Consider the following 24,111-nt stretch of genomic DNA (forward strand, 5'->3'; position numbering starts at 1 on the left):
CGGCCGGCGGGCGGCTGGGGGCGCTCACAGCTCCTTCTGCATCAGCACCAGGTCGAGCCGCTGGCCGAACTTGATACCGATGCCGCGCATATAGCCGGACTGTTCGAAGCCGAGCCGGCGGTGCAGGGCGATGGAGGCGTCGTTGCCGGCGGTGATGCCGCCGATCATCACCTTCTTGCCGATGGTGCGTGCCGGCTCGAACAGCGACCCGACCAGCTGCGCGCCGATGCCGCGGCCACGGGCGCCCTCCGCCACATAGACCGAATGCTCGACGCTGATGCGGTAGCCGTCGAAGGGGCGGAAATCGCCGAAGCTGGCATAGCCGAGCACGGAGCCGTCCTCGCTCTCCTCCACCGCCACCATCACCGGGTAGCGCTTGGAGACGCGGTCGATGAGCCAGGCGCGGCGGTTGGCGAGGTCGACGAGGCCATCGTTCCAGATGGCGGTCGAGGTGAGGACGGCGCGATTATAGATGTCGAGGATGCCGACGAGGTCGCGCTCCTCCGCATGGCGAAGCAGCATGGTGGTTCTTTCGCTCCGGCGGTCCCCGGAGCCGTCCCGGCCGCCGGCGGCGCCGCCATGGCAACGGTCTAACGCGGCTTCGCCCCCGCGCGCAATGTCGCGCCCACGGGAATTTCAGCGGCGCTCGTCTGGAACCCCGCCGCATTCTTCCCATATCACCCGGGCACGGGGCGACCGTGAGCCAGGGAAGGAACCGGAATGAACGCGAACGATCCGTTCGGCCAGATGCGATTTACCGTGCAGCGGGTGAGCTGGTGGCAGGTGGCGATCGTCGTCGCCGTGGCACTGGCCGTCGGCACGGCTCTGGCGCTGGTGGCGGCAAGCGTGTTCATCGTGGTGGCGCCGGTGCTGCTGATCGCCGGCCTCGCCTACAAGCTGTTCGGCACCAAGCCGCGCCGCCCCGAGGGTGGCCCCACGGTGATCGACGCCGAATACCGCGTGCTGTCGCCCGAGGAGGCCGCGCGCGACCGCGACGGCCGAAACAACGGCTACGATCCGCGCGGCACGTCCGGCCGGCTACGCTGAGAGCGGGCCGATGGGATTTGTCGGCCCGCTGCTGCGTCTGGTGGACTACCTGCTGAGGCGCGTGGTGAACGCCCTCACTTCTCCACGAACGCCTTCTCGATCACGAAATCGCCGGGCTCGGTCGTCGAGCCCTCCTCGAAGGCGAGATCCTTGAGGATGACGCGCATGTCGTCGAGCAACTGCGGGCTGCCGCACAGCATGACGCGGTCGTCTTCCTTGTCGAGCGGCGGCAGGCCGAGATCGGCGAACAGCTTGCCCGAGGTGATCAGGTCGGTGATGCGGCCCTGGTTGCGATAGGGCTCGCGAGTCACGGTCGGGTAGTAGACCAGCTTCTCGCGCACCAGCTCGCCGAAATACTCGTTGTCCGGCAGCTCCTTCTCGATGAAGTCCTGATAGGCGAGCTCGCCCACCGTGCGCACGCCGTGCACCAGGATGACCTTCTCGTAGTTCTCGTAGGTCTCCGGGTCCTTGATCAGGCTCATGAACGGCGCAAGGCCGGTGCCGGTGGACAAGAGATAGAGCCGGCGGCCCGGGACGAGATAGTCGACCAGCAGCGTGCCGGTCGGCTTCCTGCCCACGATGACCTCGTCGCCGACCTTCAGGTCCTTCAGCCGCGAGGTGAGCGGGCCGTTCGGCACCTTGATCGAGAAGAACTCCAGCGTCTCCTCGTAGTTGGCGCTGGCGATGGAATAGGCGCGCAGCAGCGGCTTGCCGTTCACGGGCAGGCCGATCATCACGAACTGGCCGTTCTTGAACCGCAGCGCCGGATCGCGCGTGGTGGTGAAGGTGAACAGGTTGTCGGTCCAGTGGTGCACCGATAGGACCCGCTCGTGATGCATATTGCTCATTTACGAACCGTTCTTGTGAAAACTTCCAAACTGGTCGGAAGCCATGTAATTCTCTGCGGCGGGGTTTACTGCGCAACGGCGCCGCTGTCGAGAAGTCCGTGACGTTTCCGCGTCGCGGCGTGCGAGCGTCGCCGCTTGCGCGGGGCGCGTCCCTCGGCCTCAATGGCGCGCGATCCGCAGCGGCGAGGGCGCCTCATGTTCACCCACATCATTCTCGGCGCGCGCGACCTGCCGCGCCTGACGGCGTTCTACGACGCGGTGCTGGCGCCGCTCGGCCTCGTTCGGGTCGAGGTCGCCGAGGATGGCGGCCCGCCGGGGGCGATGTGGGCGATGCCCGGGCGGCGCTGGCCGCAATTCTTCGTGCAGCTGCCGTTCAATGGCCTGCCGGCCACCTGGGGCAACGGCACGCAGGTGAGCTTCGCCGCGCCCTCGCCGGCGGCGGTGGACGCCGCCTGGCGGGCTCTGGTCGCCAATGGCGGCATCGACGAGGGTGCGCCGGGCCTGCGCCCGCATTACGACCCCGACTATTATGGCGCCTATGGCCGCGACCCGGAAGGCAACAAATTGTGCTTCGTGCATGCCGGCGGGCTGGAGAGGCTGACCGTGGCGTGAGCGGGCGCCACGTAAGCAGGCGCCACGTACCCCGGGACGGCGCGCGGCGGTGATCAGCCGCGCGGTTCGGTCTCCTGGTTGCGCTTGTTCTCGTACATGTGCAGGTCGGCGCGCCGGACCACCGCCTCGAGGCGCTCGCCGGGCGTGCTGGTCGCCATGCCCATGGAGACGCTGAGCGCCTGCGACGAATAGAACTGGTTGTTCACGGTGATCAGCTCGCCGATCGCCTCCATGACGCCGGCGCCGCCCTCGACGTCGACCCCCGGCAGCAGCACCGCGAACTCGTCGCCGCCGATGCGCGCGGCGACATTGGGCTTGTCGACCGCCTTGCCGAGCACCTCGCCGGCCCGGCGCAGCAGCGCGTCGCCGACGGCGTGGCCGAGCTGGTCGTTGACCAGCTTGAGGTCGTTGAGGTCGATCATCAGCACGGTGACCGGGAACGGCCCGCGCCGCTCCAGCCGGTTCAGCTCGTCGACATAGAAGGAGCGGTTGTACAGCTTGGTCAGCACGTCGTGATTGCCGAGATATTCGAGATAGGCCTCGGCCTTCTTGCGGGCAGTGATGTCGGTGAGCGCCACCTGTACCAGCGACCAGTCGTGCTCGCGGCCCGGCAGCACCGAGAATTGCAGCAGCACGTTGATTTCGTCGCCGGCCAGCGAGTAGTTCACCACCTCGCGCTGGTGCATCAGCTTGCCATTCCACAAATCGATCAGCTGCTCGCGGAAATGCCGGTGCATATCCTCGCGGAACACCCGGCCCATATTAGCGAACAGCGTCTTCTTGTCGGCGGCCTGGAACATGTCGAGCGTGTGCTGGTTCACGTCGATCACACGCACCTCGCTGATGCAGCGCTGCACGAAATCCGGATGCACGTCGGTAAACACCCGCAGATCCTCGATGCCGCGATGGCGGAGGTCGTCGATCAGCTGCTTGATGGTGGAGAAATCCTCCACCCACAGCGACACCGGCGAATGCTCGAACAGGCCACGGGCATATTCCTCCGCCTTGCCGGCGGCGCGGCGGGCGTTCTCGCGGTCGGTGACGTCCTCGGTCGAGAGCAGCACGCGGTCGAGCCGCTCCTCGTGGCCGGGCAGCACGTGGCCCTTGAGCTGCACGTCGAGCCGGCGGCCGCCGAGCGTGTAGTTGCTGGTGTGGCTGGAAAACTGGGTCTTGCCGTCCCACAGCTGCGCCAGCTCCTCGACATGGGTGCGCAGCATGTCGCCGCGGAACACCTTGTCGAGATTGGCGACGAGATGCGACAGGCTGTCGGCCTCGAACAGGTCGAGCGTGGCCTGGTTGACCTTCAGCACGCGGATGCGGCTGGCGCAGGCCACGACCCGGCTCTCATCCTCCCACAAATGGTCGCGCAGCGAGGTGACGCCGGCGGCGCGCCAGCCGTCGAACAGCGCCTTGACCTCGCTGAAATCCTCCAGCCACATCGGGATCGGCGCCAGCTGGAACATCTGGCTGTCGTCGAGCCCGGGGGTATGGTCGGTCGTCTGCGGGAGGGTTTGCTGGTGCAGCATCCGCGCTTCACTCGTCTGTACGGCTAGATCGCATCGCAGAGGACGTCCCGATACCGGCGGCATCATGTCCGGTTGCGACAGACCTCAACGAGCATTTACCACGTTTGGCGCCCAAGCGAACATATTCGGTTGGCGCGGCGGCTATTGGCGATAAGTTTCGATATTGTGCCAATAGTCGAGGTATCATGATCGGGAAACCGAAGAAGGGGCAGCCGAAATGACCATGCACGAGTTCACCGCCCGGCACTGGATCACCGTCGCGGTGATTCTCCTGCTGGCTGTAGGGGCGTTCCTGTTCAGCTGGACGTAGTTTCGCGCGGGCGTCCGATCCGGGTTCTGGTCCGGGGGTTCTGGTCTTTGTCACAATCGCTGCCTATCTGTGGACGGTCGCGGCAGCCGCCGCCGGCAAGCCGAGGGAGCGTTTCAGGTCGTGCAGGGCGATGAATCGACGGGTGGCGCCACCGCCGACGAGACGATCGATCTCGACAACGAGGCCACGCGGCTGTCGGACGTCCTGGTCAGCATCGCTTCCGACGAGACCCGCGAGCGCATCGCCATCGGCGACCTGCTCACGGCGATGCAGGAGCGCGCCTTCGGGCCGCTGATGCTGGTCTTCGCGCTGCCCAACGTGCTGCCCACCCCGCCGGGCACCTCCACCGTGCTCGGCGCGCCGCTGATCTTCCTCACCGCCCAGCTGGCCTTCGGCCTCAGTCCCTGGCTGCCGCCGCTGATCTCCCGCCGTTCCATCGCCCGCAAGGATTTCGCCGCCTTCGTCGGCAAGGCGGTGCCGTGGCTCGCCAAGGCGGAGAACCTGCTGCGCCCGCGCTTCGGCTTCCTCGCCCATCCGCCGGCGGAGTATGTCGTCGGGGTGGTGAGCCTGATCCTCGCCGTGGTGCTGGTGCTGCCGATCCCGCTCGGCAACATGCTGCCGGCGCTGGCGATCTGCGTCATGGCGCTTGGCATATTGGAGCGCGACGGCATCTGGGTGATGGCCGGCATCGTCATCGCCATCGCCTCGCTCGGCGTGGTGTCCGGCGTGGTATGGGGCTTCGTCGAGGCCGGGCTCTATCTGCTGAAGAGCTTCTTCGGCTGAGCGCAGGGGCGCCGCCAGAGCGGCGGCGCGGGGCCTCAGCCGGCGACCGCCTGCGCGTTGGCCAGGGCCCGCGCCAGCATTTCCAGGCACTCCTCGGCCTGTTCCTGCCCGACCGCGTCGCCGCGCAGCCGGTGCGCGAGGTCGCGCAGGTCGCGGATGGCGACGTCGACGGCGGTCATCAGGTCGATCTCCGGCTCCGCGTCGGCAAGCGGCACCCGGACGGGGAAGGGAATCACATTACTCATCACGGCACTCGGCTGGGCGAATCACGCTTGGGCGCGTTTCCCGAACCTTGCCGGCAATTGGTTAACGCCATCCTCCACTTACCACTCCGCTCGCCGCCGGATCGACCGCCGGCCGCGCAACGGAATGGGCGGGCACGGAAGGAGGAAACTCCGTGCCCGCCCGCTACCGGCCGGGGAGGGGGCGGCCCCCGGCGGGATGGTTAACCGCCGTCAGGCGTCGCAGCGCGCCGGCCGGCGGGCCGGCTTGTCGTCGCGGGCGATGTGCCCGGCCGAGAAGGTGGCGAGCGCGATGAAGGCGGCGAAGGCGGTGATGATCGTGGCGTTCAGCATGACGCGGGCTCCTCGATGGCGGCGATCGGCCGGCGCGGGGGCCGTTCCGATCCGGTGTTGGCGATATGTATCGCACACGATATGATCCATGACGATATGTTTTTTCACGCGGGCGGATGTGAGGTCATGCACGAGCGTGTGATCGGGCAAGGTCGATCCGGTGCCTCAGGCCCCGCTCTGCGCGAACGCGGCGAAGCCCTGCGGCGGGCGCGGATCACAAGCGCCGTGTTTGGTGCTACTCGTCGGGCCAACATGGTGCCGGCCGGCTGATCCCCTGCGTCAGTCGCACCCAGAAGCCCCCAAGGAGACCGACATGAGCAACGCCCCCGCGCCTTCCTCCATCGCCGCCTTCGCCAGCTGGGACAAGGACGACCAGGGCCGGCTGAAGATGTGGCCGCTGCAGGCCTTCACCACCGCGTTGATGAACAACGAGACGGTGGGGCTGCGGCTCGAGATCGGCACCAGCAAGCCCAAGCCGGGCGAGCCGGTGCCGGCATTGCAACTGGTGCTGCGCCCCGAGCAGGTGCGCGAACTCGCCAATGCGCTGGCCGAGGCGGAGGCGCGTCTGGCCGACGCGCATTTCTCCACCGTCGGCCGTGCGTGATCCTTCCTTCCTTTCAGCCTTCCTTTCAGCAGAACGGTAGCTTCATGACCAAGCTCGCGGATATCGGTGTCTATGGCCTTGCCACCATGGGCGCGAATCTCGCCCGCAACGCCGCCGGCAAAGGCTTCACGGTGGCGGTCGCCAACCGCAATCACGAGCGGACCGACGAACTCATCGCCGAGCACGGCGCGGAAGGCAGCTTCGTGCCCTCCCGGTCGATCGCCGATTTCGTCGCCTCCATCGCCAAGCCGCGGCCGATCCTGATCATGGTGAAGGCCGGCGCGCCGGTGGACGCGGTGATCGAGGAACTGCTGCCGCATCTCGATCCCGGCGACATCATCATCGACGGCGGCAATTCGCTGTTCACCGACACCGCGCGCCGCAACACCTATCTCAAGGACAAGGGCTTCCGCTTCGTCGGCATGGGCGTGTCCGGCGGCGAGGAGGGGGCGCTGATCGGCCCCTCCATGATGCCGGGCGGCGAGGTCGAGGCCTATGAGCGCGTGGCGCCGATGTTCACCCGCATGGCGGCGCAGGTCGATGGCGAGCCCTGCTGCACCCATATCGGCCCGGACGGCGCCGGCCACTATGTGAAGATGGTGCATAACGGCATCGAATATGCCGACATGCAGCTGATCGCCGAGGCCTACGACCTCCTGAAGACCCTGCACGGCTTGGAGGCCCCCGCCATCGGCGAGATCTTCGCCGAGTGGAACAAGGGCGAGCTCGATTCCTACCTGATCGAGATCACCGCCGAGGTGCTGAAGAAGACCGACGCCGCGACCGGCAGGCCGCTGGTCGACCTCATCACCGACGAGGCCGAGCAGAAGGGCACCGGCCTGTGGACCTCGAAGTCGGCGCTCGATCTCGGCGTGCCGCTGACCGCCATTACCGAGGCGGTGTTCGCCCGCGTGCTGTCGAGCCGCCGTGGCCAGCGCATCGAGGCGGAAGGGCTGCTCACCCACGCCAAGCCGGCGGTGCCCCCGGCGACGCCTGAGGCCATCGAGGCGATCCGCGCCGGGCTCTACGCCTCGAAGATCGTCGCCTATGCCCAGGGCTTCCAGCAGCTGCAGGTGGCGTCCGAGGAATATGGCTGGAACCTGAAGCTCGGCGACCTCGCCACCATCTGGCGCGGCGGCTGCATCATCCGGGCGCGCTTCCTCAACCGCATCCGCGAGGCCTATGGCGACGGGGCATCAGTGTCGAGCCTGCTGTTCGAGCCGTATTTCCGCGAGGCGGTGCTCGCCGCCGAGCCGAAGTGGCGCAAGCTGGTGGGCGAGGCGGTGGCGGCGGGCGTGCCGACCCCGGCCTTCTCCTCGGCGCTCGCCTATTATGACGGGCTACGCCGCGCCCGTGGCCCGGCCAACCTCCTGCAGGGGCTGCGCGACTATTTCGGCGCCCACACCTATGGGCGGCTCGACAAGCCCGGCAAGTACCACACCCGCTGGGCGCAGGATGGTAACGAAGTGAAGGCGTGAGGGGAGGGGCGGACACTCTTCGCTCCCCTTTGTCGTCCAAGTGACTGCGGATAGAAAATATCTCAGTCCAAAGAAAAACGCCCCGATTTTCGTTTAGCTTTCTAAAAGAAAATCGGGGCGTCGGGGTGCCACTTTCCCTCTTTTGGTAGTATTAGCTTGCGAGGCAGCGGCGGCTTAATAGGCATTTCAGCTTCCAATGCTCCAACGCGGATATGGGTTGATTTGCTCATCGTTAGAGCGATGTATCTATTTACCCTCCAGGCAAAATCAGTCATTTCTAATATTGAATCGCAAATTCCGCGAAATTCTTTAAGGCTTATCGAGTATATTTTGTAATCAAACGGAAATTTTTTCCTGATGCTAGTAAAATGAAAATGTGTAGATCCCAAATGCCCATTTGCATGCATTGCGATATTTCTATTTTCTGTGCAGATGGAAAATCCTTTCTGAAAATGAATTAACAATTCTTTTATTTCTTTTTTTGTTTCCATCTCAGATGCTATTTGATATAGTATTTCTATTCTTTGATTATTATTTAGCGGAAATAGTAATTGGTTTAATATTTTTTCGGGAATTGCGGCTAAGTATCGTTCTATCAATCGAATGAGAGCGAGCTGAAGTCTGTCGTATCGAAGTGATAGCACTCCCAATGCTTCAAGGAAGTCGCGAGCTCCAGCTTCGCCCCACTCGTCTTTTGGCCAATCGGTCATCGTAATTCGCTTCAGTTTTCCCGCGAATCTCAAATCTGACCCTATCCTTCGAGGGCCGGGTCTCGCGAATAGTGCTTCCTATGACCGAGGCAATTGGGGGCGATCCAGCCCCTCACGCCGCGATGTACTGCGCGTCGGACTGGTCGAGGCGACGGCGCATCTGGGTGACCACCAGCGCCTCGTCGGGGGCGCAGTTCTCATAGGTCAGCCGCTCGCCGGTGCGGATCGGCTTCAGCACCCGCGCCTTCTCGGCGAGGCCGAGCGGCAGGGCGAAGCTGTCGCGCGCCTCGCGCCATTCCATCGCGAAGCCGCGATAATCGTACTCGCCGATCTTGCCCAGCACCTGTCCCACCGCGAGGTCGCGCTTGGCCACCGCCGTGCACTCGGCCACCGGATGGTCGAGCACCTCCATGTCCGGCCGGCCGTGCAGCACGGCGCGGACCGCCGACAGCGGCACTTCGAGGCTGGTGAGGTGATAGGGGCGCAGCAGCGCGAAGCACGGGCCCGGCCCCACCTTGAGGTCGGCCATGCGCTCCAACACGCGCGGGTGGCGCGGCTTCACCACGCAGAACACGCCCGGCGCCACGCCCTTGCCGATGGAATAGTCGACCACGCCGGAGCGCGAGAGGATGCCGCCATCCTCCCTGGTGCACAGCACCTGGGCGAGGTCTTCGCGGGTGGCCGCCGGGCCGTGCATGCCCGGCACGTCGGGGACGAGGCCGGTGGCATTGGCCAGCGCGGTCATCTCCACCATGGTCTTGGAGCCGTCGACGAACTCGACCAGCATGCGCGGGTTCATGTTGCGCGCCCGCGCCTCGGCCTCGAACTCGTCGGGGATGGCGTCGAACTTCAGCGGGTTGTTCTTGCCCTTGCCGGCGGCGACGATCTCGAAGCCGAGCGACTGGGCGAAGCCGATCAGCTCGATGGTGGCGGCCGGCTCGTCGCCGGCGGCGCCGGTGAGCACCACGCCGGCCTTGCGGGCCTCCTGCTTCAGCCAGCGGCCGATGGTGATGTCGGCCTCGACATTCAGCATCACCACGTGCTTGCCGTGGCGCATGGCGTCGAGCGCCACCTCGGTGCCGACATTGGGATTGCCGGTGGCGTCGATGACGACGTCGATGCGGCCGGCGGCGCAGAAGGCGCGGAAATCGTCGGTGATGGCGATCTGGCCGGCCTCGATGGCGCGGTCGACGGCGGAGGGGGTCGAGGCGGAGACGAGATCGCCACGCGCATGGCCGGCCATCAGCGCCGCGTCGATGGCGGCCTGGCCATCGATCTCCGAGATCGCGCCGATGCGCACGCCCGGCATCAGCGCCACCTGCACCACGAGATCGGTGCCCATCTGCCCGGCGCCGGCGAGGCCGATGGTGACCGGGCCATGCGCCTCGGTCCACCGCTCCAGTTCGGCGGCGAGACCCGACCGCGCGATCCTGTTATCGACGTACATGGCAAACTCCCGGGGCGGCGCGGCTTGAGCCGCACATCAGCGCCCTTCGGTTACCCGACATTTGTTCCGTGTCAAATGCGGATGTGACTTTCGCGCTCAGAAATGCGCACCCGCTGCCGTCAGGACACGTGCCGCCGTGGCCTCGTCGGTGATGAACACGGTGGGACGGAGCAGTCGCAGGGCACCGAGAATGGCGTCCGTCTTGCCCGGTCCGCCGGAGGTGAGGATGCGCTGCGGCGTGGCGCACAGCGTCTCCAGCGGGATCGACATCACCCGCGAATTGATGGGGTGGTCGACCGGGCGGCCCTCTATGTCGATGAAGTTATAGGCGATGTCGCCGACCGCGCCAGCCGCCACCAGCGTTTCCCAATCCGCCGGCGAGAAGAAGCCGAATCGCAGCGAGGTGCTGGTCTCCTCCATCTCGCCGACGCTGAGCACCACCGCGTCCATTTCACGCGCCCGGCTGTAGACGTTGGACAGGCCGCAGCGCTCGATCAGCGCCCGCTTGGTCTCGATGCTGTCGACGATGGCCGGGGCGGCGATTAGGTGGCAGTCGGCCTGGAACAGCCGCGACAGCTGCCAGGCGAATTCGGAGGGGTTGTACTGCTTGGCCTTGGTGATGCCGCCCAGCAGCGACACCACCGACAGGTTGCTGACCGGCTTCTCGTCGATGAAGCCCAGCGCGCGCATCAGCGTGCGGCCCCAGCCGAAGCCGATGGTCATGTCCGAGCGGATCAGCTCGGAGATGAACTGGCCGGTGGCGGCGCCGATGGCGTGGGTGGCGTCGGCGTCCGGGCCGGAGACCGGCGCCACGATGGCCTCCTTGAGGCCGAAGGTCTTCTGCAGCCCCATTTCGAGGCGCGGCAGCTCGGCGATCTCGCGCGACAGCGAGATCTTCACCTCGTTGAGACTGCGGGCATCGGCGAGCAGGCGCACCACGGTGACGCGGCCGATGTCCAGCGCCTCGGCGATGGCGCTCTGCGTCATGCCCTCGACGTAATACATCCAGGCGGCGCGCAGCCGCAGCCGCGCCGAGCGCCGGCCGGTGGCGCTGAGGCCGGCATAGGCGTCGATGGAGGAGGGGGCGTTGCTCGCTTTCGCCTCGCCTTCTGACATATGTCCTCATTCTCCTTCGCGCTGCCCCGGATGCTATAGAGGAGCGGCCCGGCATCTTCAAATGCCGCCCGCAGGGCGGGTGCGATTTCCGCCCGGCGGAAAAACCGGGGACGATCGCCGACAATCGGCGGCGCGGCGCGTCGAATAAGCGAAATCCCGCTTGAGGTACTCTCGGATCGGAGGCAGAGTCCGCCTCCATGCCCGACACCTCAGAGAAGCTGAAGCTCGACGATTTCCTGTGTTTCGCCGTCTATTCGGCGAACCACGCGTTCAACCGCGTCTACAAGCCGCTGCTGGACCGGCTGGGTCTCACCTACCCGCAATATCTCGCCATGGTGACGCTGTGGGCGCAGGACGGTCTCACCGTCGGGCAGATCGGCGACAGGGTGCTGCTGGAGACCAACACGCTGACCCCGCTGTTGAAGCGGCTGGAGATCGCCGGGCTGGTGCGCCGGGTGCGCGACGCCCAGGACGAACGGCAGGTGCGCATCTATCTCACCGAGAAGGGGCGCTCGCTGAAGGCCGAGGCGCTGGCGGTGCCGAAGGAGATGGGCATCTGCCTTGCCCGCGACCGCCAGGCGGTGGAGCGGCTCACCGGCGAACTCGCGGCGCTGCGCGACACGCTGCTCGCCAAGGTGAAGAGCTGAGCCTCGGTGAAGAGCTGAGTGTCACGCGGCGGTGTCGGCGGGCGCGGCGACCGGCGCCTCCAGCGGCAGGCCGCTGCCGCCCTCGATAAAGCGGCGGTGCCGGCCGATCTGCTCGGCGAGGAAATCGAGAAAGGCGCGCACCCGCGGCGAATGGCGCAGGTCGGGATGGGTCAGCAGCCACAGATCGGCGGCGAATTCAGGTACCGGCGGGGTCAGCCGCACCAGTGAGGGGCGGGCATCGCCGATCATGCAGGGGATGTGGCCGATGCCGAGCCCGGCCTCCACCGCCTCGGCGAGGCCCAGTACGGTGTTGACGCGGTAGCCGAGATTTTCCGGCGGCACGTGCTTCTCGACATATTTGACCGCCTTGAGCGCCCCCATGGTCTCGCCGAGCGCCACCCAGTTGCAGCGGTGCAGGCTCGCCTCGTCCACCGCCGCCGGGTCGGGGAAATCCTCCGCCCGCCCGTACAATGCCCAGGCGATGCGGGCGAGGCGGCGGCCGACCAGGTTCTCCGGCGGGTTGTCGGTGGCGCGGATGGCGACGTCGGCGTCGCGCCGCGACAGGTTCAGCGCCTGGTTCGACAGCACGATGTCGAGCTGCACCTGCGGGTAGCGGGCGCGGAAATCCGCCATCATCGGGATCAAGAGGTGGATGAGCAGCGAATCCGGCGTGGTGATGCGCAACTCGCCGCAGGGCGCCGGCTCGCGCCCGGCGATGCGCCGGCCGGTGGAGGTGATCTCGTCGTCGAGCCGTTGCGCCAGCGCCACCAGCTCCTCGCCGGCGGGAGTGAGCGCGTAGCCGGTGCGGTGGCGCTCGAACAAGGTGGTGCCGAGCGCCTCCTCGATCTGCTTCAGCCGCCGGAACACGGTGGAGTGGTTGACGCCGATCTGCGCCGCCGCCGCCGGCAGGCCCTTGGCATCCGCGACCGCCTTGATCAGGCGGAAATCGTCCCAAGCGAGATTCTTGAACGGATCGGCCATGGCGGGTGCCCTCATTGCAACGCACCCTACATATCAGCAGAGCGTAGATTGCGTCAATGCAATTGAAATGACGTGGCAAGCCGGAGTTGCGGGCATATTTGTAGTGCCACGAGAGGGCGCCGACACAAACCCCAGCGGCGCACCGGAGAGGGCAAGACCATGATCCGCAACGGCATCCACCACGTCACCGCGATCGCCGGCAACGCGCGTCGCAACGTCGAGTTCTATACCCGCACCCTCGGGCTGCGGCTGGTGAAGAAGACCGTCAACTTCGACGATCCCGGCACCTACCACTTCTATTATGGCGACGAGGTCGGCTCGCCCGGCACCATCCTCACCTTCTTCCCGTGGGACCATGTGGCGCCCGGCCGGCTCGGCATCGGCGAGACGCAGGAGACCGCATTCCGTGTGCCGGAGGCCTCGATCGGCTACTGGACGCACCGCTTTACCGACAAGGGCGTCGCCTACCAGGCGCCGGTGAAGCGCTTCGGCCAGACCGTGCTGAGCTTCAAGGACCCGCACGGCATGCGCCTCGCGCTGATCGGCGTGGCCGGCAGCGAGAACGAGCCGGCCTGGCTCGGCACCGACGTGCCGGCCGAGCACGCGATCCGCGGCTTCCACTCGGTGAACCTGCTGCTCGCCGAGGCGGCGCCCACCGGCGCCATCCTCACCGACGTGCTCGGCTTCAAGGAGGTCGGCCGCGAGGGTTCGCTGGTGCGCTTCCAGGCGGAGGGCACCGAGATCGGCGGCATCGTCGACATCCATGAGGCCGGCGGCTTCCTGCCGGCCCGCATGGGCGGCGGCTCGGTGCACCACATCGCCTTCCGTGCCGCCGACGACGCGGCCGAGTTCGAGATGGTGAAGAAGCTTCAGGAGAACCACGGCATCCGCACCACCGAGCAGAAGGACCGCAACTACTTCCGGTCCGTCTACTTCCGCGAGCCTGGCCACGTGCTGTTCGAGATCGCCACCGACGTTCCCGGCTTTGCCGCCGACGAGCCCGTGGCCCATCTCGGCGAGGCGCTGAAACTGCCGGACTTCCTGGAGAGCCGCCGCGCCAATATCGAGGCGGTGCTGCCGGACGTCGCCTGACCTCGTCTCCCCTGCCTTGCCCCGCCTCCCCCCGGAGGCGGGGCCTTCCTTCACCTTCGCACGACAGGAGGCTCACATGAACGCCGATCCTCGCGTCGCCGCCTCTCACGCGGCCGCTTCCACCCCGAGCTTCATCCACCGCTATGTGCCCGCCACCGCGCCGGGCCGGCCGCCGATCCTGCTGCTGCACGGCACCGGCGGCAGCGAGGACGACCTGCTCGGCCTCGGCGAGCGGGTGGCGCCGGGTTCCGCGTTGATCTCGCCGCGCGGCAAGGTTCGTGAGGGCGGGGCCAACCGCTTCTTCCGCCGCTTCGCCGAAGGGCTGTTCGACGAGGAGGATCTTGTCGCACGTACCCACGAGCTGGCCGATTTCATCGCGGCGATCCGCGCGCAGGAAGGCTTGCCGGCGCCGGTGGCGGTCGGCTTCTCCAACGGCGCCAACATCGCTGCGTCGATGCTGCTGCTACGCCCGGAGGTGCTGGCCGGCGCGGTGCTGCTGCGGGCAATGTCGCCATTCCGCGCGCCGCCCGAGGCGACGATCCCCGGCACGCCGGTGCTGTTGCTCTCCGGCGATGCCGACCCGATCGTGCCGGCGGAGAACGCCGCCCGCCTCGCCGCCACGCTGAAAGGCGCCGGCGCCGAGGTGACGCATCAGGTGCTGCCGACCGGCCACGGCCTGTCCTCGCCGGATCTCAGCCTGACGCATCGTTTCCTCGCCGGGCTTTCCGCCCCGGCGGCGTGACCGGATTCCCTCTCCCCACGCGGGAGAGGGAACATCCGCGTGTGCGGGCCCGCCTCGCCTCCGCACCATGGAACCGGCGCGGCCTCGTGTGAATTGCCGGTATGCCGCGGCTTTATCCCCGGCGCCGCCCCTATTATGGTCCGGGTGACGGACCGTGATGGCCGACGGGTGACGGGTTCAGGAGGCGACCATGCGGTGGGAAGATTTCCGGCGCAGCGACAATGTCGAGGACCGGCGCGGCAGCGGCGGCTTCGGCGGTGGCGGAGGCAGGATCCCCGGCGGACGCGGCGGGCTTGGCATTGGCGGGCTGATCATCGTCGGCCTCATCGCCTGGGCGACCGGCATCAACCCGGCGCTGCTGATCGGCGGCGCCGAGATCCTGATGGGTGGCGGCAGCGGCCAGAGCCAGCAGCAACAGACCCAGCCCCAGACCACCAGTCGCAGCGCGCCGCAGGACCAGCTCGGCCAGTTCGCCAGCGCCGTGCTCGCCCAGACCGAGGATGTGTGGACCGAGATCTTCAAGCAGCAGGGCAAGACCTACAAGGATCCCGGCATGGTGCTGTTCTCCGGCTCCACCCGCTCGGGCTGCGGCGCCGCGCAATCGGCGATGGGCCCGTTCTATTGCCCGCTCGACCAGAAGGTCTATCTCGATCTCTCCTTCTTCCAGGAGATGAAGACCCGCTTCCGCGCCTCGGGCGACTTCGCCGCCGCCTATGTGATCGCGCATGAGGTCGGCCACCATGTCGAGAACCAGATCGGCCTGCTTTCCAAGGTGCAGGAGCGCCAGCGCCAGGTGTCGCGCGCCGAGGCCAACCAGCTCTCCGTGCGCGTCGAGCTGATGGCCGACTGCCTTGCCGGCGTGTGGGCCAATCACGCCGATGCGCGCTTCAAGATCCTCGAGGACGGCGACATCGAGGAGGCGCTGAACGCCGCCTCGGCGATCGGCGACGACCGGCTGCAGAAGCAGTCGCAGGGCTATGCGGTGCCGGACAGCTTCACCCACGGCACCTCGGCGCAGCGCGTCAGCTGGTTCAAGCGCGGGCTGCAATCCGGCTCGCTGCAGCAGTGCAACACCTTCGGCAACGGCAATTTGTGACGCGGGACGGGGGCTGGATTGCCGGCTCATCCCGCCGCTGGTAGCGGCAATATCTGAGAAGGGACGGGCCGGATCGCCGGCCCATTCCGCCGCTGGTAGCGGCAATATCTGAGAAGGGACGGGCCGGATTGCCGGCCCGTCGGCGCCGCCGGGCCTCGAAACCGCGTGACGGCGTCCACATATCGGTGTCCCCGTCGCTTCCGAGGTTGTTTCCATGTCCCAGCCGACGCCTGCCGCCGAGCGGCCCTTCGTGCCGCTCGCCATCGCGGTGCTGACCGTCTCCGATACCCGCACCCCGGCCGACGACCGCTCCGGCGACACGCTGGCGGCCCGCATCGAGGCGGCCGGCCATCGCCTCGCCGACCGCGCCATCGTGCCTGATGATGTCGAGGCGATCCGCGCCCGCGTCGGTGCCTGGATCGCCGATGCCGGCATCGACGTGGTGATCACCACCGGCGGGACCGGCTTCACCGGCCGCGACGTGACGCCCGAAGCGCTGGAGCCGCTGTTCGAGAAACGGATGGAGGGCTTCTCCACCGTGTTCCACATGGTGTCCTTCGCCAAGATCGGTACCTCGACGCTGCAAAGCCGGGCGACGGCAGGGGTGGCCAACGCCACCTACATCTTCTGCCTGCCGGGCTCGCCGGGCGCCTGCCGCGACGGCTGGGACGAGATCCTCGTCAAGCAACTCGACATCCGCCACCGGCCCTGCAATTTCGTCGAGATCCTGCCCCGGCTCGACGAGCACCTGAAGCGCGACAAGGCGAAGAGCTGAGGCAAGGCCGGGGGCGAGGAGGCAGGTCGCGCCCGCCTATTCCATCGGCAGCAGCATCTGCGAGCGCAGCATGACGAGGCGTCGCCGCCCGATGCGGCCGAGCAGCCGCGCCGCCGCCCTGCCGCCGTCCTCGTGGCGGCCGAGCCGCTCGTAGAGGCGCTGGTGAAGCAGCAGGCCCTGTTCGGGCCGTGGGCGTCCGGTCACCATCTGCCGGAGCGCCGCCGCGCTCTCCTGCAGCCGCGGGCCGAAGCCGAAGCCGTCGAGCGCCAGACGGAAGCTTGCGGCGTGCCGATCGGCGGCGCCCGAGCGCTCGGCCTGGTCGATGAAGCTGCGCACCTCGCGCGTCCAGCCTTCCTGCAGCAGCCCCACCGGTTCGATGAACATCAGCCACGGTCCGCGCGCTGCCTCAGCACCGATGCGCAGCCGGACGCCGACATCGGCCGGCCCGGCGAGATACTCGCAGCCCGCCGCATCGGCGACCTCAGCGGTTTCATTGGAACCCTGCGCGCTGCCATCGACCAGCAACACCTCGCGCACCAGCCCGACCGCGGCGCCGGGCACCAGCGCCGCCAGGGTCGGTATCAGCAGGCCGCCCGACTCGCGCGTCGGAATCACCACCGAGATCACGCGGCCGGCCCATCCCTCTTCCTGCGCCGGCATCGATCCGGTCGCTGTTCCCCACCGCCAGCGCCCGGAGGCGACGTGCGGCAAACCCTTGACGTGCCTACAGCACAAGGGGGGAGAGGTGAAGCCGGCGCCTCGATGTTTTTACATGATGTTCTTGATATGTTCTTATGTCCGCGCTAGCTTGAGGGCATGGAACGCCGCATCGTCGCCCCGACCGATCCCTCAGCCGCCCTCCGGTCGCCGGCCGACCCGAAGCATCTCGGGCGGCTGGCGGAGGAGCGGCGCGCCCGCCGCGCGGCGGAAGACAAGGCGGCGCGGCGCGATCTCGACGCCGTCTCCGACATCGACATGCCGGTGGCGGGCGACGGCGGCACCGTTGCGGTGGAGGCCGAGCGGCGGCGCGGGCGCGGCGCGTCCTCCAACGCAGCCGGCCGTTTCGAGCCGCATGCGCGCGAGGCCTTCGACGATGGCTGGCAGAGCCTCGACGAACTGCCGGCCTTCAAGACCACGGTGACGGCGGAGAAGGCCCGCACCATCATCACCCGCAACACGTCCCCCGATGTCGGCTTCGACCGCTCGATCAATCCCTATCGCGGCTGCGAGCATGGCTGCGTCTACTGCTTCGCCCGGCCGACCCATGCCTATCAGGGCTATTCCGCCGGGCTCGACTTCGAGACCAAGCTGTTCGCGAAGCCGGACTCGCCGGAACTGCTCGCCAAGGAGCTCTCGAAGCCCGGCTACGAGCCGCGCACCATCGCGCTCGGCATCAACACCGACAGCTACCAGCCGATCGAGAAGGAATGGCGGCTGACCCGGCGCATCCTCGAAGTGCTCAGCGATTTCGGCCATCCGGTCGGCATCGTCACCAAGTCGGCGCTGATCCTGCGCGACCTCGACATTCTCGCGCCGATGGCCGAGCGCGGGCTGGTGAAGGTGGCGCTGTCGGTGACCTCGCTCGACCACAAGCTGGCGCGGGTGATGGAGCCTCGTGCGGCGACGCCGATGCGGCGCATCGAGACGATCCGCCGGCTGTCCGAGGCCGGGGTGCCCACCGCGGTGCTGGCGGCGCCGATGATCCCGGCGATCAACGATTCCGAGCTGGAGCGCATCCTCGACGCCGCCGCCGCCGCCGGGGTGGGCGAGGCCGGCTATGTGATGCTGCGCCTGCCGCTGGAGATCCGCGACCTGTTCAAGGAATGGCTGCTGGCGAATTTTCCCGACCGCTACCGCCATGTGCTGTCGCTGGTGAAGGAACTGCACGGTGGCAAGGAATATGACGCCCAGTTCGGCCAGCGCATGAGCGGTTCCGGTCCCTATGCCTGGACGGTGGCGCGGCGCTTCGAGATTGCCACCCAGCGGCTGGGGCTGAACCAGCGCAGCGTGCGGCTCACCACCCGGCATTTCCGTCGCCCGCCCCGCCGGGGGGAGCAATTGTCGCTGTTCGGCGAGGCGGGGTGAGCGGCGACCGGCGCAGTCGGCGAAGGTGGATAGCCGGCCGGTCGGGGTGGGGCAGTGGCGGCGTGAAGAAGGTGTCGATGGCTTCGGCCTCGGCGGGCATTCGGATGTCGGGGGCGGTGGAGCAGGTCGGTAGCTGTCCAGGCCGTCGGTCGCCCGTGCTGCCAACGGGCGTGCCGTGGGGTGGCGTCGAGCGGGCTAGTTGTCGGCTTCGGTCTCGGCGGGCAGCGGGGCTGCGGCGCGGGTGTCGGTGGAGGCCGTCGGCAGTCGCCCATGCCATCGGTCGCCATGCCATCGGTCGTCCATGCCGTCGCTGGCCCGTACCCTCGCTGGCTTATGCCGTCGCTCGGTCCGTCGCGAACCGAACTGCCATTCACCAGTCGTGGGGTCGGGCAACCAGGGCGGCGGAACCGGGCGGTGGGCCGGGCATTGGAAGCGGCAAGGCGGAGAACATGCTGCCAATAGCTGACAGGAGCGGGAGGCAGTCTGTCGTGCGGGCCGTTCCCTCGGCGAAGGATGTGGAGCGGTCCGGCATGTGCAGGCGTCGCGGTGGGGAAACGCCGTGGTTGAGAACGCGGCGGCGGCAAGCGCGAGGAGGAGAGGACGATGGGTGTGGTCGATCGAATTACGGGGGCTGACAGTCGGAGGGAGGCCGGGGACGGCGCGCTGCCGCTGGCGCTCTCGCTGGTGACGCTGGGCGTCGCGGATCTCGCAAGGGCGTCGGCGTTTTACGAGGCGATGGGCATGGTGCGGCGCGACCGGGCGACAACCGGCGTGGCGTTCTACCAGGCCGACGGACACCGGCAACCCGGCGCCGGCGGGGTGGTGCTGGCGCTCTATCCGCGCCACGAGCTTGCCGCCGATGCCGGCGTGATCCCCGGCCGTGCCGGCAGCTTCGGCGGCATCGCGCTCGCCTGCAACCGGCCGAGCCGGGCGGAGGTCGACGCGACGCTGTCCAAGGCGGTAGCGGCGGGCGGCCGGGCCTTGCGCCCGGCGCAGGAAACCTTCTGGGGCGGCTATTCCGGCTATGTCGCCGATCCCGACGGCTTTCCTTGGGAGGTCGCCTACAATCCCGGCTTCGCGCTTGATGCCGAGGGGCGGGTGGTGCTGCCCGAGTGAGGGTAGGGCGGCAGATCCTGTCGCGCGGTGGCGACGATCTGTCAGGAGGATCCGTCAGCCGGACGGCACGAGGAGGCGCGACACATCGAGCCGGATCGGGGTGAGGGCGGTGTTGGCGGTGGCGATCAACCCGCCACAGGGCGGCTCAGGGCGGCGCTCCACGGGGCCGATCGCGTGTCGATACGCCGGGTGTCATTGATGGCGCGCCGCCACGTCGGCGTCGCCGCCGATGGGCAGGGATCTGTCGGACGCGGCGACCCGCCGGTCTGACGGTACGAGGAGGCGCGATACATCGAGCCGAATCGGGGCGAGGGCGGCGTCGGCGTCGGCGTCGGCGATCATCCCGCTACGGAGCTGTGCTACCCAGAGCGGCTCTGCACGGGTCGCGATCGCGCGTCGATACGCCGGGCGCCATGGTGGCGCGCCGCCACGCCACCGCCGCCGCCGATGGGCGGCGACCCGCCGGTCTAACGGCACAAGGAGGTGCTGCACATCGAGCGGGATCGGGGCAAGGGCGACGCCGGCGATCATCTCGCTACGGGGGGAGGCTCTCAACAGGGAGGCTCTCCACGGGTGGATCTTGTGCCGATATGCCGGGCGTCATGATGGCAGGCCGCCACGTCGGCGTCGCCAGGACGTTGCCGGCCGATGGACACATATCCGCCGGAGGCGGCGACGGCATCGCCGACCCGCCACGTCGCCGACGCCCCGCCCGTATGACGCCTGTGTCACTGCCACTGCCGGAAGGGCGATCAGGCGTGTCTGCGATCTCTTGTAGGGACGCGTACGCCCAAACCGGTGCGGCGAAACCCCCCGGAGCGGGCGCCGACGGGAGGCACGGCGTATCGGCGCCGGGATTCCGGCGCCCGCCAGCGCTCTCCCGCGCCGTGCCTCAGTTGGCGCCGAGCAGCGGCGCCAGTTCCTTGTCCAGCTCTTCCGGGCTGATGGCGCCCGGCACCTTCTTGCCGTTGATGTAGAAGGTCGGGGTCGAATCGACGCCGAAATCGTCGGCGCCGCGCTTGGCGGTCTGGTCGATCTCGCCGGCGAGCTTGGCATCGGAGAGGCAGGCGTTGAACTGCTGCTCGGTCATGCCGCTCTGCTTGGCGATGGCGAGAAGCGCCTGCGCCGGGTTGTTGGTGAAGGCCCAGTTCTTCTGGTTGTCGAACAGCGTGTCAACCATCGGGTAGTACTTCCCCTCGCCGGAGCAGCGCGCCAGCATGAAGGCGGCCTTGGCGACGATGTCGAGCGGGAATTCGCGCAGCACGAAGCGCACCTTGCCGGTGTCGATGTACTTTTCCTTCAGCACCGGCCAGGTGGTGGCGTGGAAATGCGCGCAGTGGCCGCAGGTCATCGAGGCGTATTCGACGATGGTGACCGGCGCGTCCGCCTTGCCGAGCCACTGGTCCGGCAGCGGGCCGGCCTCGAGCAGCTTGGCGGCGTCGACCGTCTGCGCGTCGGCCTGGCCGATGAAACCGAGCTCGCCAAGGCCGAGCCCGCGCGGGCCGGAGAGCGCCAGCAGCGCCGCCGCGGTGAGAAGGGCGGTGCCCGTGCCTTCGAGGAAGCGGCGGCGGTCGATCATGAGTCTCTCCAGATCGGAGGCGGCCGCTGCGGCCGCCCGAACAAAGCATGCGCGTACAGCGAGCCTGCGATCATGGCAACGGTACGGCAGCCGGGCATTTGGTCACTGCTGCGTGAAGCTTTTGCGCGTTTTCCAACGCTCGGCCGCCCGATGTCAGCTCCGGCCGCGATCCCGCGCCACCAGCGCGCCGAGCCGGGCCAGCGCGGCGGCCAGCGCCGGATCCTCGAAATCGCCGAACCGGCCGATGCGCGCGCCGACGCGGGCGCATTCCTCGGCGCCTGGCTCCTCGCGCCGCCGGCGGGGACGGACGAGCGAGGGCACCGGTCCCTGCTTCAGGCTGAGCCGGCCGATGCAGCGCCAGCCGAAATAGCGGTTCACCCGCTCGATCACCACCGGCGCCAGATGCTGCAATTCGATGGCGTAGCCGCCCTCCACCCGCACATGCAGCACGCCGGGCTCCTCGCTCTCCGGCCGCGAGGGCCAGGCGAGCTTGATCGGCTGCGCACGGCAGGCGAGGTCGTCGCCGATGATGTCCGCCCAGCGGGTGACGATCTCCACCGAGGCGAGGCCGCGCTGCTTGCAGCTCGCCGCGATGGTCGCGTCGATGAGGTCGGCTAGCGGCTTGGGATGGGAGCGGGGCGGCATGGCGGTCAGCTGAAGCGGGCTCGAGGAGGTCGGGGAACGACGACCGGCTCGTGCGAGCCGGATAGGCTGTGGGCGGCGGTGCGTGCGGGCTTGCCGGGGGCGATGCCGGCGCCCACCTTGGGCGGACATCCGAGGGAGCTTCCGCACCGCACCCATGCCCGCACGCGCGAGCCTAGCATCCGTTTCGCCGCCGACAAAGCCGGCCGGCCCCGGCCGGGGCGTCGTCGCCCTCGCCGCGCCGGATCCGCGCGCGCTGCTGCGCTGGTACGACCGGCATCGTCGCGAGCTGCCCTGGCGCGCCCCGCCCGGCGTGCGGCAGGACCCCTACAAGGTGTTCCTGTCCGAGATCATGCTGCAGCAGACCACGGTGGTGACGGTGCAGCCCTATTACGCCGCCTTCCTCGCCCGCTGGCCCTCGGTGACGGCGCTGGCGGCGGCGAGACTGGAGGAGGTGCTCTCCGCCTGGGCCGGGCTCGGCTATTATGCCCGCGCCCGCAACCTGCACGCCTGCGCCCGCGCGGTGGCCGGCGAGCATGGCGGGCGCTTCCCGGACAGCGTCGAGGGCCTGCTCGCCCTGCCGGGCGTCGGGCCCTATACCGCCGCCGCCATCGCCTCCATCGCCCATGAGCGCCGGGCGGCGCCGGTGGACGGCAATTGGGAGCGGGTGGTCGCCCGGCTGTTCGCGGTAGAGGAGGCGCTGCCCAAGGCGAGGAAGCAGCTGCGCGCGCTCGCCGAGACGCTGCTGCCCGCCGCCCGCTTCGGCGATTTCGCGCAGGCGATGATGGATCTCGGCGCCACAGTCTGCACGCCGAGGAAGCCGGCCTGCATCCTCTGCCCCTGGCGGGAGAACTGCGCGGCGCAGGCGGCTGGCAACCCGGAAGCCTACCCGGTCAAGGCGGCCAAGGCGGCGCGGCCGACGCGGCGCGGCGTCGCCTTCCTCGCCGTGCGGGCGGATGGCGCGGTGCTGCTGCGCACCCGGCCGGAAAAGGGGCTGCTCGGCAGCATGACCGAGGTGCCCTCGACGCCGTGGCAGGAGGATGAAACCGCCGATCCCGCGCGCCATGCACCGCTGAAGGCGCAATGGCAGGCGCTCAATGCCGGGGTGAGCCACGTGTTCAGCCATTTCGCGCTGGAGCTCGCGGTGTGGCGGGCCCGGCTGCCGGCCGGCACCCCGGCCCCCGCTGGCCATCGCTGGGTGAAACCGGCGGGCTTTCCGGCGGAGGCCTTTCCCAGCGTAATGGTCAAGGTATTGGAGTATCTCGAATAATTTGTCTGTGGATTCGAACCTCCGTGCCGCTTGCGCGTTATCGCCTCGGCCCGCGCGGGTTGCGGGCGATCAGGAGACCATGACCATGCGTAGTGCAATGGACAAGGGCAGAGGCCACGCCCGCGAATCGTCGGGCCAGGCCAAGCATGCCGCCGGCAAGATGGCGGAGACGAAGAACATGGAAGCCGAGGGCCGGACCCAGGAGACGAAGGGCGAGGGCCACAAGGCCATGGGCAAGGAGAAGGACGCGGCGAAAAAGCCCGCCCATCACTGAGCCGGTCAACGTGACCAATGAAGGGGCCGCCGAGAGGCGGCCTTTTCATTTTGCGGGCGCCGCCGCGGTCGGCCACCCGGCCGGGGCTGCCCGCGCGCGGCAGCGTTCGCGTGGGTTGCCGTTCGTGCGCGCTGCGGCTCAGGCCGACAGCCCGATATGGGCCGGCAGGGCGGCGATCCGTGCCATCCAGCCGACGATGCCGGGATAGAGCGCGAGGTCGTAGCCGCCTTCCTCCGCGGTGTGGGTGTAGGCGTAGAGCGCGATGTCGGCGAGGCTGAGGGCGTCGCCCGCCAGCCAGTCATGCCCGGCGAGCCGGGTTTCCATCACGGTGAGTGCCCGGTTTCCGGCGTCGAGCAGCTGGGCGAGCCGCTCGGGTGTCGCCAGATGCCGGCGCTCCTCATAGACGAACAGCGCCCGGCGCACGGCGATGGCCGGCTCGTGGCTGTACTGCTCGAAGAACAGCCATTCATACATCTTGGCGCGGTCATAGGAATCGGCCGGCACCAGCGCCGAGCCCTCCGCCAGATACAGCATGATGGCGTTGGATTCGGCGAGGAAGCGGCCGTCGGCAAGTTCGATGGTCGGCAGCTTGCCGATCGGGTTCTTGGCGAGGAAGCCGGGGCTGCGGGTCGAGCCGTCGCGCGAGGACATGGTGACGCGCCTGAGCGGCCGGCCGAGATGGGCGGCGGCCAGCCGGACCTTGTAGCTGTTGCCGGAGTCCGGCATGTCGTAAAGCGTGATCATCGGCTGGCCCCC

Annotated in this window: 26 protein-coding genes; 14 read left to right on the forward strand and 12 right to left on the reverse strand. The window is 68.2% G+C overall.

Annotated elements, in window-relative coordinates; all coding sequences use genetic code 11:
• Positions 1 to 24: 24 nt before the first annotated feature.
• A complete protein-coding gene (locus KHC28_RS24390) occupies positions 25 to 522 on the reverse strand; it encodes a GNAT family N-acetyltransferase (RefSeq protein WP_214010981.1) in 498 nt (165 codons plus the stop codon).
• A 198-nt stretch (positions 523 to 720) separates the two neighbouring features.
• Between KHC28_RS24390 and KHC28_RS24395 the strand changes: the two genes are divergently transcribed.
• Positions 721 to 1,047, forward strand: coding sequence for a hypothetical protein (locus KHC28_RS24395; protein ID WP_214010982.1), 327 nt, complete (start codon positions 721 to 723; stop codon positions 1,045 to 1,047).
• Positions 1,048 to 1,121: 74 nt separating this feature from the next.
• Here the strand turns inward: KHC28_RS24395 and KHC28_RS24400 are convergent, their stop codons facing one another.
• Positions 1,122 to 1,895 (reverse strand): ferredoxin--NADP reductase, encoded by a 774-nt coding sequence (locus KHC28_RS24400; protein ID WP_214010983.1) that lies wholly within the window; start codon positions 1,893 to 1,895, stop codon positions 1,122 to 1,124.
• Positions 1,896 to 2,090: 195 nt separating this feature from the next.
• Between KHC28_RS24400 and KHC28_RS24405 the strand changes: the two genes are divergently transcribed.
• Positions 2,091 to 2,507, forward strand: a complete 417-nt coding sequence (locus tag KHC28_RS24405; RefSeq protein WP_214010984.1) for a VOC family protein — start codon at positions 2,091 to 2,093, stop codon at positions 2,505 to 2,507.
• Between the two features lie 53 nt (positions 2,508 to 2,560).
• Here the strand turns inward: KHC28_RS24405 and KHC28_RS24410 are convergent, their stop codons facing one another.
• Positions 2,561 to 4,033 carry a sensor domain-containing diguanylate cyclase gene (locus KHC28_RS24410; RefSeq protein WP_214010985.1) on the reverse strand — a complete coding sequence of 491 codons (1,473 nt, stop codon included), beginning with the start codon at positions 4,031 to 4,033 and terminating at the stop codon, positions 2,561 to 2,563.
• 430 nt (positions 4,034 to 4,463) lie between these two features.
• Here KHC28_RS24410 and KHC28_RS24415 point away from each other — a divergent pair, with 430 nt between their 5' ends.
• Positions 4,464 to 5,126, forward strand: a complete 663-nt coding sequence (locus tag KHC28_RS24415; protein ID WP_312893332.1) for an exopolysaccharide biosynthesis protein — start codon at positions 4,464 to 4,466, stop codon at positions 5,124 to 5,126.
• Between the two features lie 35 nt (positions 5,127 to 5,161).
• Here the strand turns inward: KHC28_RS24415 and KHC28_RS24420 are convergent, their stop codons facing one another.
• Positions 5,162 to 5,371 (reverse strand): hypothetical protein, encoded by a 210-nt coding sequence (locus KHC28_RS24420; protein ID WP_214010986.1) that lies wholly within the window; start codon positions 5,369 to 5,371, stop codon positions 5,162 to 5,164.
• A 643-nt stretch (positions 5,372 to 6,014) separates the two neighbouring features.
• Between KHC28_RS24420 and KHC28_RS24425 the strand changes: the two genes are divergently transcribed.
• On the forward strand, positions 6,015 to 6,305 hold the full coding sequence (locus tag KHC28_RS24425; RefSeq protein ID WP_214010987.1) for a hypothetical protein: 291 nt from the start codon (positions 6,015 to 6,017) through the stop codon (positions 6,303 to 6,305).
• Between the two features lie 44 nt (positions 6,306 to 6,349).
• Complete coding sequence (gnd, locus tag KHC28_RS24430) at positions 6,350 to 7,783, forward strand: NADP-dependent phosphogluconate dehydrogenase (RefSeq protein ID WP_214010988.1); 1,434 nt, start codon at positions 6,350 to 6,352, stop codon at positions 7,781 to 7,783.
• A gap of 101 nt (positions 7,784 to 7,884) precedes the next feature.
• Here gnd and KHC28_RS24435 read toward each other — a convergent pair whose 3' ends face one another.
• From KHC28_RS24435 to KHC28_RS24445, 3 genes are all read right to left on the reverse strand, one after another.
• Positions 7,885 to 8,493 (reverse strand): hypothetical protein, encoded by a 609-nt coding sequence (locus KHC28_RS24435; protein WP_214010989.1) that lies wholly within the window; start codon positions 8,491 to 8,493, stop codon positions 7,885 to 7,887.
• 112 nt (positions 8,494 to 8,605) lie between these two features.
• The gene (locus tag KHC28_RS24440) at positions 8,606 to 9,940 is read right to left on the reverse strand and encodes an NAD(P)H-dependent oxidoreductase (RefSeq protein ID WP_214010990.1); all 1,335 of its coding nucleotides are present in this window, start codon (positions 9,938 to 9,940) and stop codon (positions 8,606 to 8,608) included.
• A 96-nt stretch (positions 9,941 to 10,036) separates the two neighbouring features.
• Positions 10,037 to 11,056 carry a sugar-binding transcriptional regulator gene (locus KHC28_RS24445; protein ID WP_214010991.1) on the reverse strand — a complete coding sequence of 340 codons (1,020 nt, stop codon included), beginning with the start codon at positions 11,054 to 11,056 and terminating at the stop codon, positions 10,037 to 10,039.
• Positions 11,057 to 11,253: 197 nt separating this feature from the next.
• Between KHC28_RS24445 and KHC28_RS24450 the strand changes: the two genes are divergently transcribed.
• Entirely contained in the window at positions 11,254 to 11,703 is a 450-nt protein-coding gene (locus KHC28_RS24450; protein WP_214010992.1) for a MarR family winged helix-turn-helix transcriptional regulator, read from the forward strand.
• Between the two features lie 21 nt (positions 11,704 to 11,724).
• On the opposite strand, the gene KHC28_RS24455 is transcribed toward KHC28_RS24450, so the two are convergent.
• Complete coding sequence (locus KHC28_RS24455; protein ID WP_214010993.1) at positions 11,725 to 12,684, reverse strand: LysR family transcriptional regulator; 960 nt, start codon at positions 12,682 to 12,684, stop codon at positions 11,725 to 11,727.
• 159 nt (positions 12,685 to 12,843) lie between these two features.
• On the opposite strand from KHC28_RS24455, the gene KHC28_RS24460 reads away from it, so the two are divergent.
• The 4 genes from KHC28_RS24460 to moaB all read left to right on the forward strand — a co-directional run bounded on the left by KHC28_RS24460 (position 12,844) and on the right by moaB (position 16,389).
• Positions 12,844 to 13,776 carry a ring-cleaving dioxygenase gene (locus KHC28_RS24460; protein ID WP_214010994.1) on the forward strand — a complete coding sequence of 311 codons (933 nt, stop codon included), beginning with the start codon at positions 12,844 to 12,846 and terminating at the stop codon, positions 13,774 to 13,776.
• Between the two features lie 76 nt (positions 13,777 to 13,852).
• Positions 13,853 to 14,518 (forward strand): alpha/beta hydrolase, encoded by a 666-nt coding sequence (locus tag KHC28_RS24465; protein WP_214010995.1) that lies wholly within the window; start codon positions 13,853 to 13,855, stop codon positions 14,516 to 14,518.
• 190 nt (positions 14,519 to 14,708) lie between these two features.
• On the forward strand, positions 14,709 to 15,614 hold the full coding sequence (ypfJ, locus tag KHC28_RS24470) for a KPN_02809 family neutral zinc metallopeptidase (protein ID WP_214010996.1): 906 nt from the start codon (positions 14,709 to 14,711) through the stop codon (positions 15,612 to 15,614).
• Positions 15,615 to 15,828: 214 nt separating this feature from the next.
• Positions 15,829 to 16,389, forward strand: a complete 561-nt coding sequence (moaB, locus tag KHC28_RS24475; RefSeq protein WP_214010997.1) for a molybdenum cofactor biosynthesis protein B — start codon at positions 15,829 to 15,831, stop codon at positions 16,387 to 16,389.
• Between the two features lie 36 nt (positions 16,390 to 16,425).
• Here the strand turns inward: moaB and KHC28_RS24480 are convergent, their stop codons facing one another.
• On the reverse strand, positions 16,426 to 17,049 hold the full coding sequence (locus KHC28_RS24480) for a glycosyltransferase family protein (protein WP_246565176.1): 624 nt from the start codon (positions 17,047 to 17,049) through the stop codon (positions 16,426 to 16,428).
• 315 nt (positions 17,050 to 17,364) lie between these two features.
• Between KHC28_RS24480 and KHC28_RS24485 the strand changes: the two genes are divergently transcribed.
• Together KHC28_RS24485 and KHC28_RS24490 are read left to right on the forward strand one after the other, a co-directional pair.
• On the forward strand, positions 17,365 to 18,474 hold the full coding sequence (locus KHC28_RS24485) for a PA0069 family radical SAM protein (protein WP_214011483.1): 1,110 nt from the start codon (positions 17,365 to 17,367) through the stop codon (positions 18,472 to 18,474).
• Between the two features lie 603 nt (positions 18,475 to 19,077).
• Complete coding sequence (locus KHC28_RS24490) at positions 19,078 to 19,590, forward strand: VOC family protein (protein WP_214010998.1); 513 nt, start codon at positions 19,078 to 19,080, stop codon at positions 19,588 to 19,590.
• 892 nt (positions 19,591 to 20,482) lie between these two features.
• On the opposite strand, the gene KHC28_RS24495 is transcribed toward KHC28_RS24490, so the two are convergent.
• Complete coding sequence (locus KHC28_RS24495) at positions 20,483 to 21,169, reverse strand: DsbA family protein (RefSeq protein ID WP_214010999.1); 687 nt, start codon at positions 21,167 to 21,169, stop codon at positions 20,483 to 20,485.
• Positions 21,170 to 21,322: 153 nt separating this feature from the next.
• On the reverse strand, positions 21,323 to 21,814 hold the full coding sequence (locus KHC28_RS24500; protein WP_214011000.1) for a DUF721 domain-containing protein: 492 nt from the start codon (positions 21,812 to 21,814) through the stop codon (positions 21,323 to 21,325).
• A 154-nt stretch (positions 21,815 to 21,968) separates the two neighbouring features.
• Between KHC28_RS24500 and mutY the strand changes: the two genes are divergently transcribed.
• Both mutY and KHC28_RS24510 read left to right on the forward strand, forming a co-directional pair.
• Positions 21,969 to 23,081: an A/G-specific adenine glycosylase gene (mutY, locus tag KHC28_RS24505; RefSeq protein WP_214011001.1), complete on the forward strand. Its 1,113-nt coding sequence runs from the start codon at positions 21,969 to 21,971 to the stop codon at positions 23,079 to 23,081.
• Between the two features lie 85 nt (positions 23,082 to 23,166).
• Positions 23,167 to 23,355: a CsbD family protein gene (locus tag KHC28_RS24510; protein WP_214011002.1), complete on the forward strand. Its 189-nt coding sequence runs from the start codon at positions 23,167 to 23,169 to the stop codon at positions 23,353 to 23,355.
• A 138-nt stretch (positions 23,356 to 23,493) separates the two neighbouring features.
• On the opposite strand, the gene KHC28_RS24515 is transcribed toward KHC28_RS24510, so the two are convergent.
• Entirely contained in the window at positions 23,494 to 24,099 is a 606-nt protein-coding gene (locus KHC28_RS24515) for a glutathione S-transferase family protein (RefSeq protein ID WP_214011003.1), read from the reverse strand.
• Positions 24,100 to 24,111: the final 12 nt, after the last annotated feature.

The sequence above is a fragment of the Ancylobacter sonchi genome, assembly GCF_018390695.1.
GTDB lineage: Bacteria > Pseudomonadota > Alphaproteobacteria > Rhizobiales > Xanthobacteraceae > Ancylobacter > Ancylobacter sonchi.

Bases quoted from the DNA above. Each gene is read 5' to 3' on its own strand.
- KHC28_RS24400 (WP_214010983.1), bottom strand. From the start codon at position 1,895: ATGAGCAATATGCATCACGAGCGGGTCCTATCGGTGCACCACTGGACC.
- KHC28_RS24405 (WP_214010984.1), top strand. From the start codon at position 2,091: ATGTTCACCCACATCATTCTCGGCGCGCGCGACCTGCCGCGCCTGACG.
- KHC28_RS24445 (WP_214010991.1), bottom strand. From the start codon at position 11,056: ATGTCAGAAGGCGAGGCGAAAGCGAGCAACGCCCCCTCCTCCATCGAC.
- KHC28_RS24510 (WP_214011002.1), top strand. From the start codon at position 23,167: ATGCGTAGTGCAATGGACAAGGGCAGAGGCCACGCCCGCGAATCGTCG.
- KHC28_RS24485 (WP_214011483.1), top strand. From the start codon at position 17,365: ATGCCGGTGGCGGGCGACGGCGGCACCGTTGCGGTGGAGGCCGAGCGG.
- KHC28_RS24450 (WP_214010992.1), top strand. From the start codon at position 11,254: ATGCCCGACACCTCAGAGAAGCTGAAGCTCGACGATTTCCTGTGTTTC.
- KHC28_RS24515 (WP_214011003.1), bottom strand. From the start codon at position 24,099: ATGATCACGCTTTACGACATGCCGGACTCCGGCAACAGCTACAAGGTC.
- gnd (WP_214010988.1), top strand. From the start codon at position 6,350: ATGACCAAGCTCGCGGATATCGGTGTCTATGGCCTTGCCACCATGGGC.
- moaB (WP_214010997.1), top strand. From the start codon at position 15,829: ATGTCCCAGCCGACGCCTGCCGCCGAGCGGCCCTTCGTGCCGCTCGCC.
- KHC28_RS24440 (WP_214010990.1), bottom strand. From the start codon at position 9,940: ATGTACGTCGATAACAGGATCGCGCGGTCGGGTCTCGCCGCCGAACTG.
- KHC28_RS24490 (WP_214010998.1), top strand. From the start codon at position 19,078: ATGGGTGTGGTCGATCGAATTACGGGGGCTGACAGTCGGAGGGAGGCC.
- KHC28_RS24460 (WP_214010994.1), top strand. From the start codon at position 12,844: ATGATCCGCAACGGCATCCACCACGTCACCGCGATCGCCGGCAACGCG.
- KHC28_RS24420 (WP_214010986.1), bottom strand. From the start codon at position 5,371: ATGAGTAATGTGATTCCCTTCCCCGTCCGGGTGCCGCTTGCCGACGCG.
- KHC28_RS24500 (WP_214011000.1), bottom strand. From the start codon at position 21,814: ATGCCGCCCCGCTCCCATCCCAAGCCGCTAGCCGACCTCATCGACGCG.
- KHC28_RS24480 (WP_246565176.1), bottom strand. From the start codon at position 17,049: ATGCCGGCGCAGGAAGAGGGATGGGCCGGCCGCGTGATCTCGGTGGTG.
- KHC28_RS24425 (WP_214010987.1), top strand. From the start codon at position 6,015: ATGAGCAACGCCCCCGCGCCTTCCTCCATCGCCGCCTTCGCCAGCTGG.
- KHC28_RS24410 (WP_214010985.1), bottom strand. From the start codon at position 4,033: ATGCTGCACCAGCAAACCCTCCCGCAGACGACCGACCATACCCCCGGG.
- KHC28_RS24495 (WP_214010999.1), bottom strand. From the start codon at position 21,169: ATGATCGACCGCCGCCGCTTCCTCGAAGGCACGGGCACCGCCCTTCTC.
- mutY (WP_214011001.1), top strand. From the start codon at position 21,969: ATGCCCGCACGCGCGAGCCTAGCATCCGTTTCGCCGCCGACAAAGCCG.
- KHC28_RS24395 (WP_214010982.1), top strand. From the start codon at position 721: ATGAACGCGAACGATCCGTTCGGCCAGATGCGATTTACCGTGCAGCGG.
- KHC28_RS24465 (WP_214010995.1), top strand. From the start codon at position 13,853: ATGAACGCCGATCCTCGCGTCGCCGCCTCTCACGCGGCCGCTTCCACC.
- KHC28_RS24455 (WP_214010993.1), bottom strand. From the start codon at position 12,684: ATGGCCGATCCGTTCAAGAATCTCGCTTGGGACGATTTCCGCCTGATC.
- ypfJ (WP_214010996.1), top strand. From the start codon at position 14,709: ATGCGGTGGGAAGATTTCCGGCGCAGCGACAATGTCGAGGACCGGCGC.
- KHC28_RS24390 (WP_214010981.1), bottom strand. From the start codon at position 522: ATGCTGCTTCGCCATGCGGAGGAGCGCGACCTCGTCGGCATCCTCGAC.
- KHC28_RS24435 (WP_214010989.1), bottom strand. From the start codon at position 8,493: ATGACCGATTGGCCAAAAGACGAGTGGGGCGAAGCTGGAGCTCGCGAC.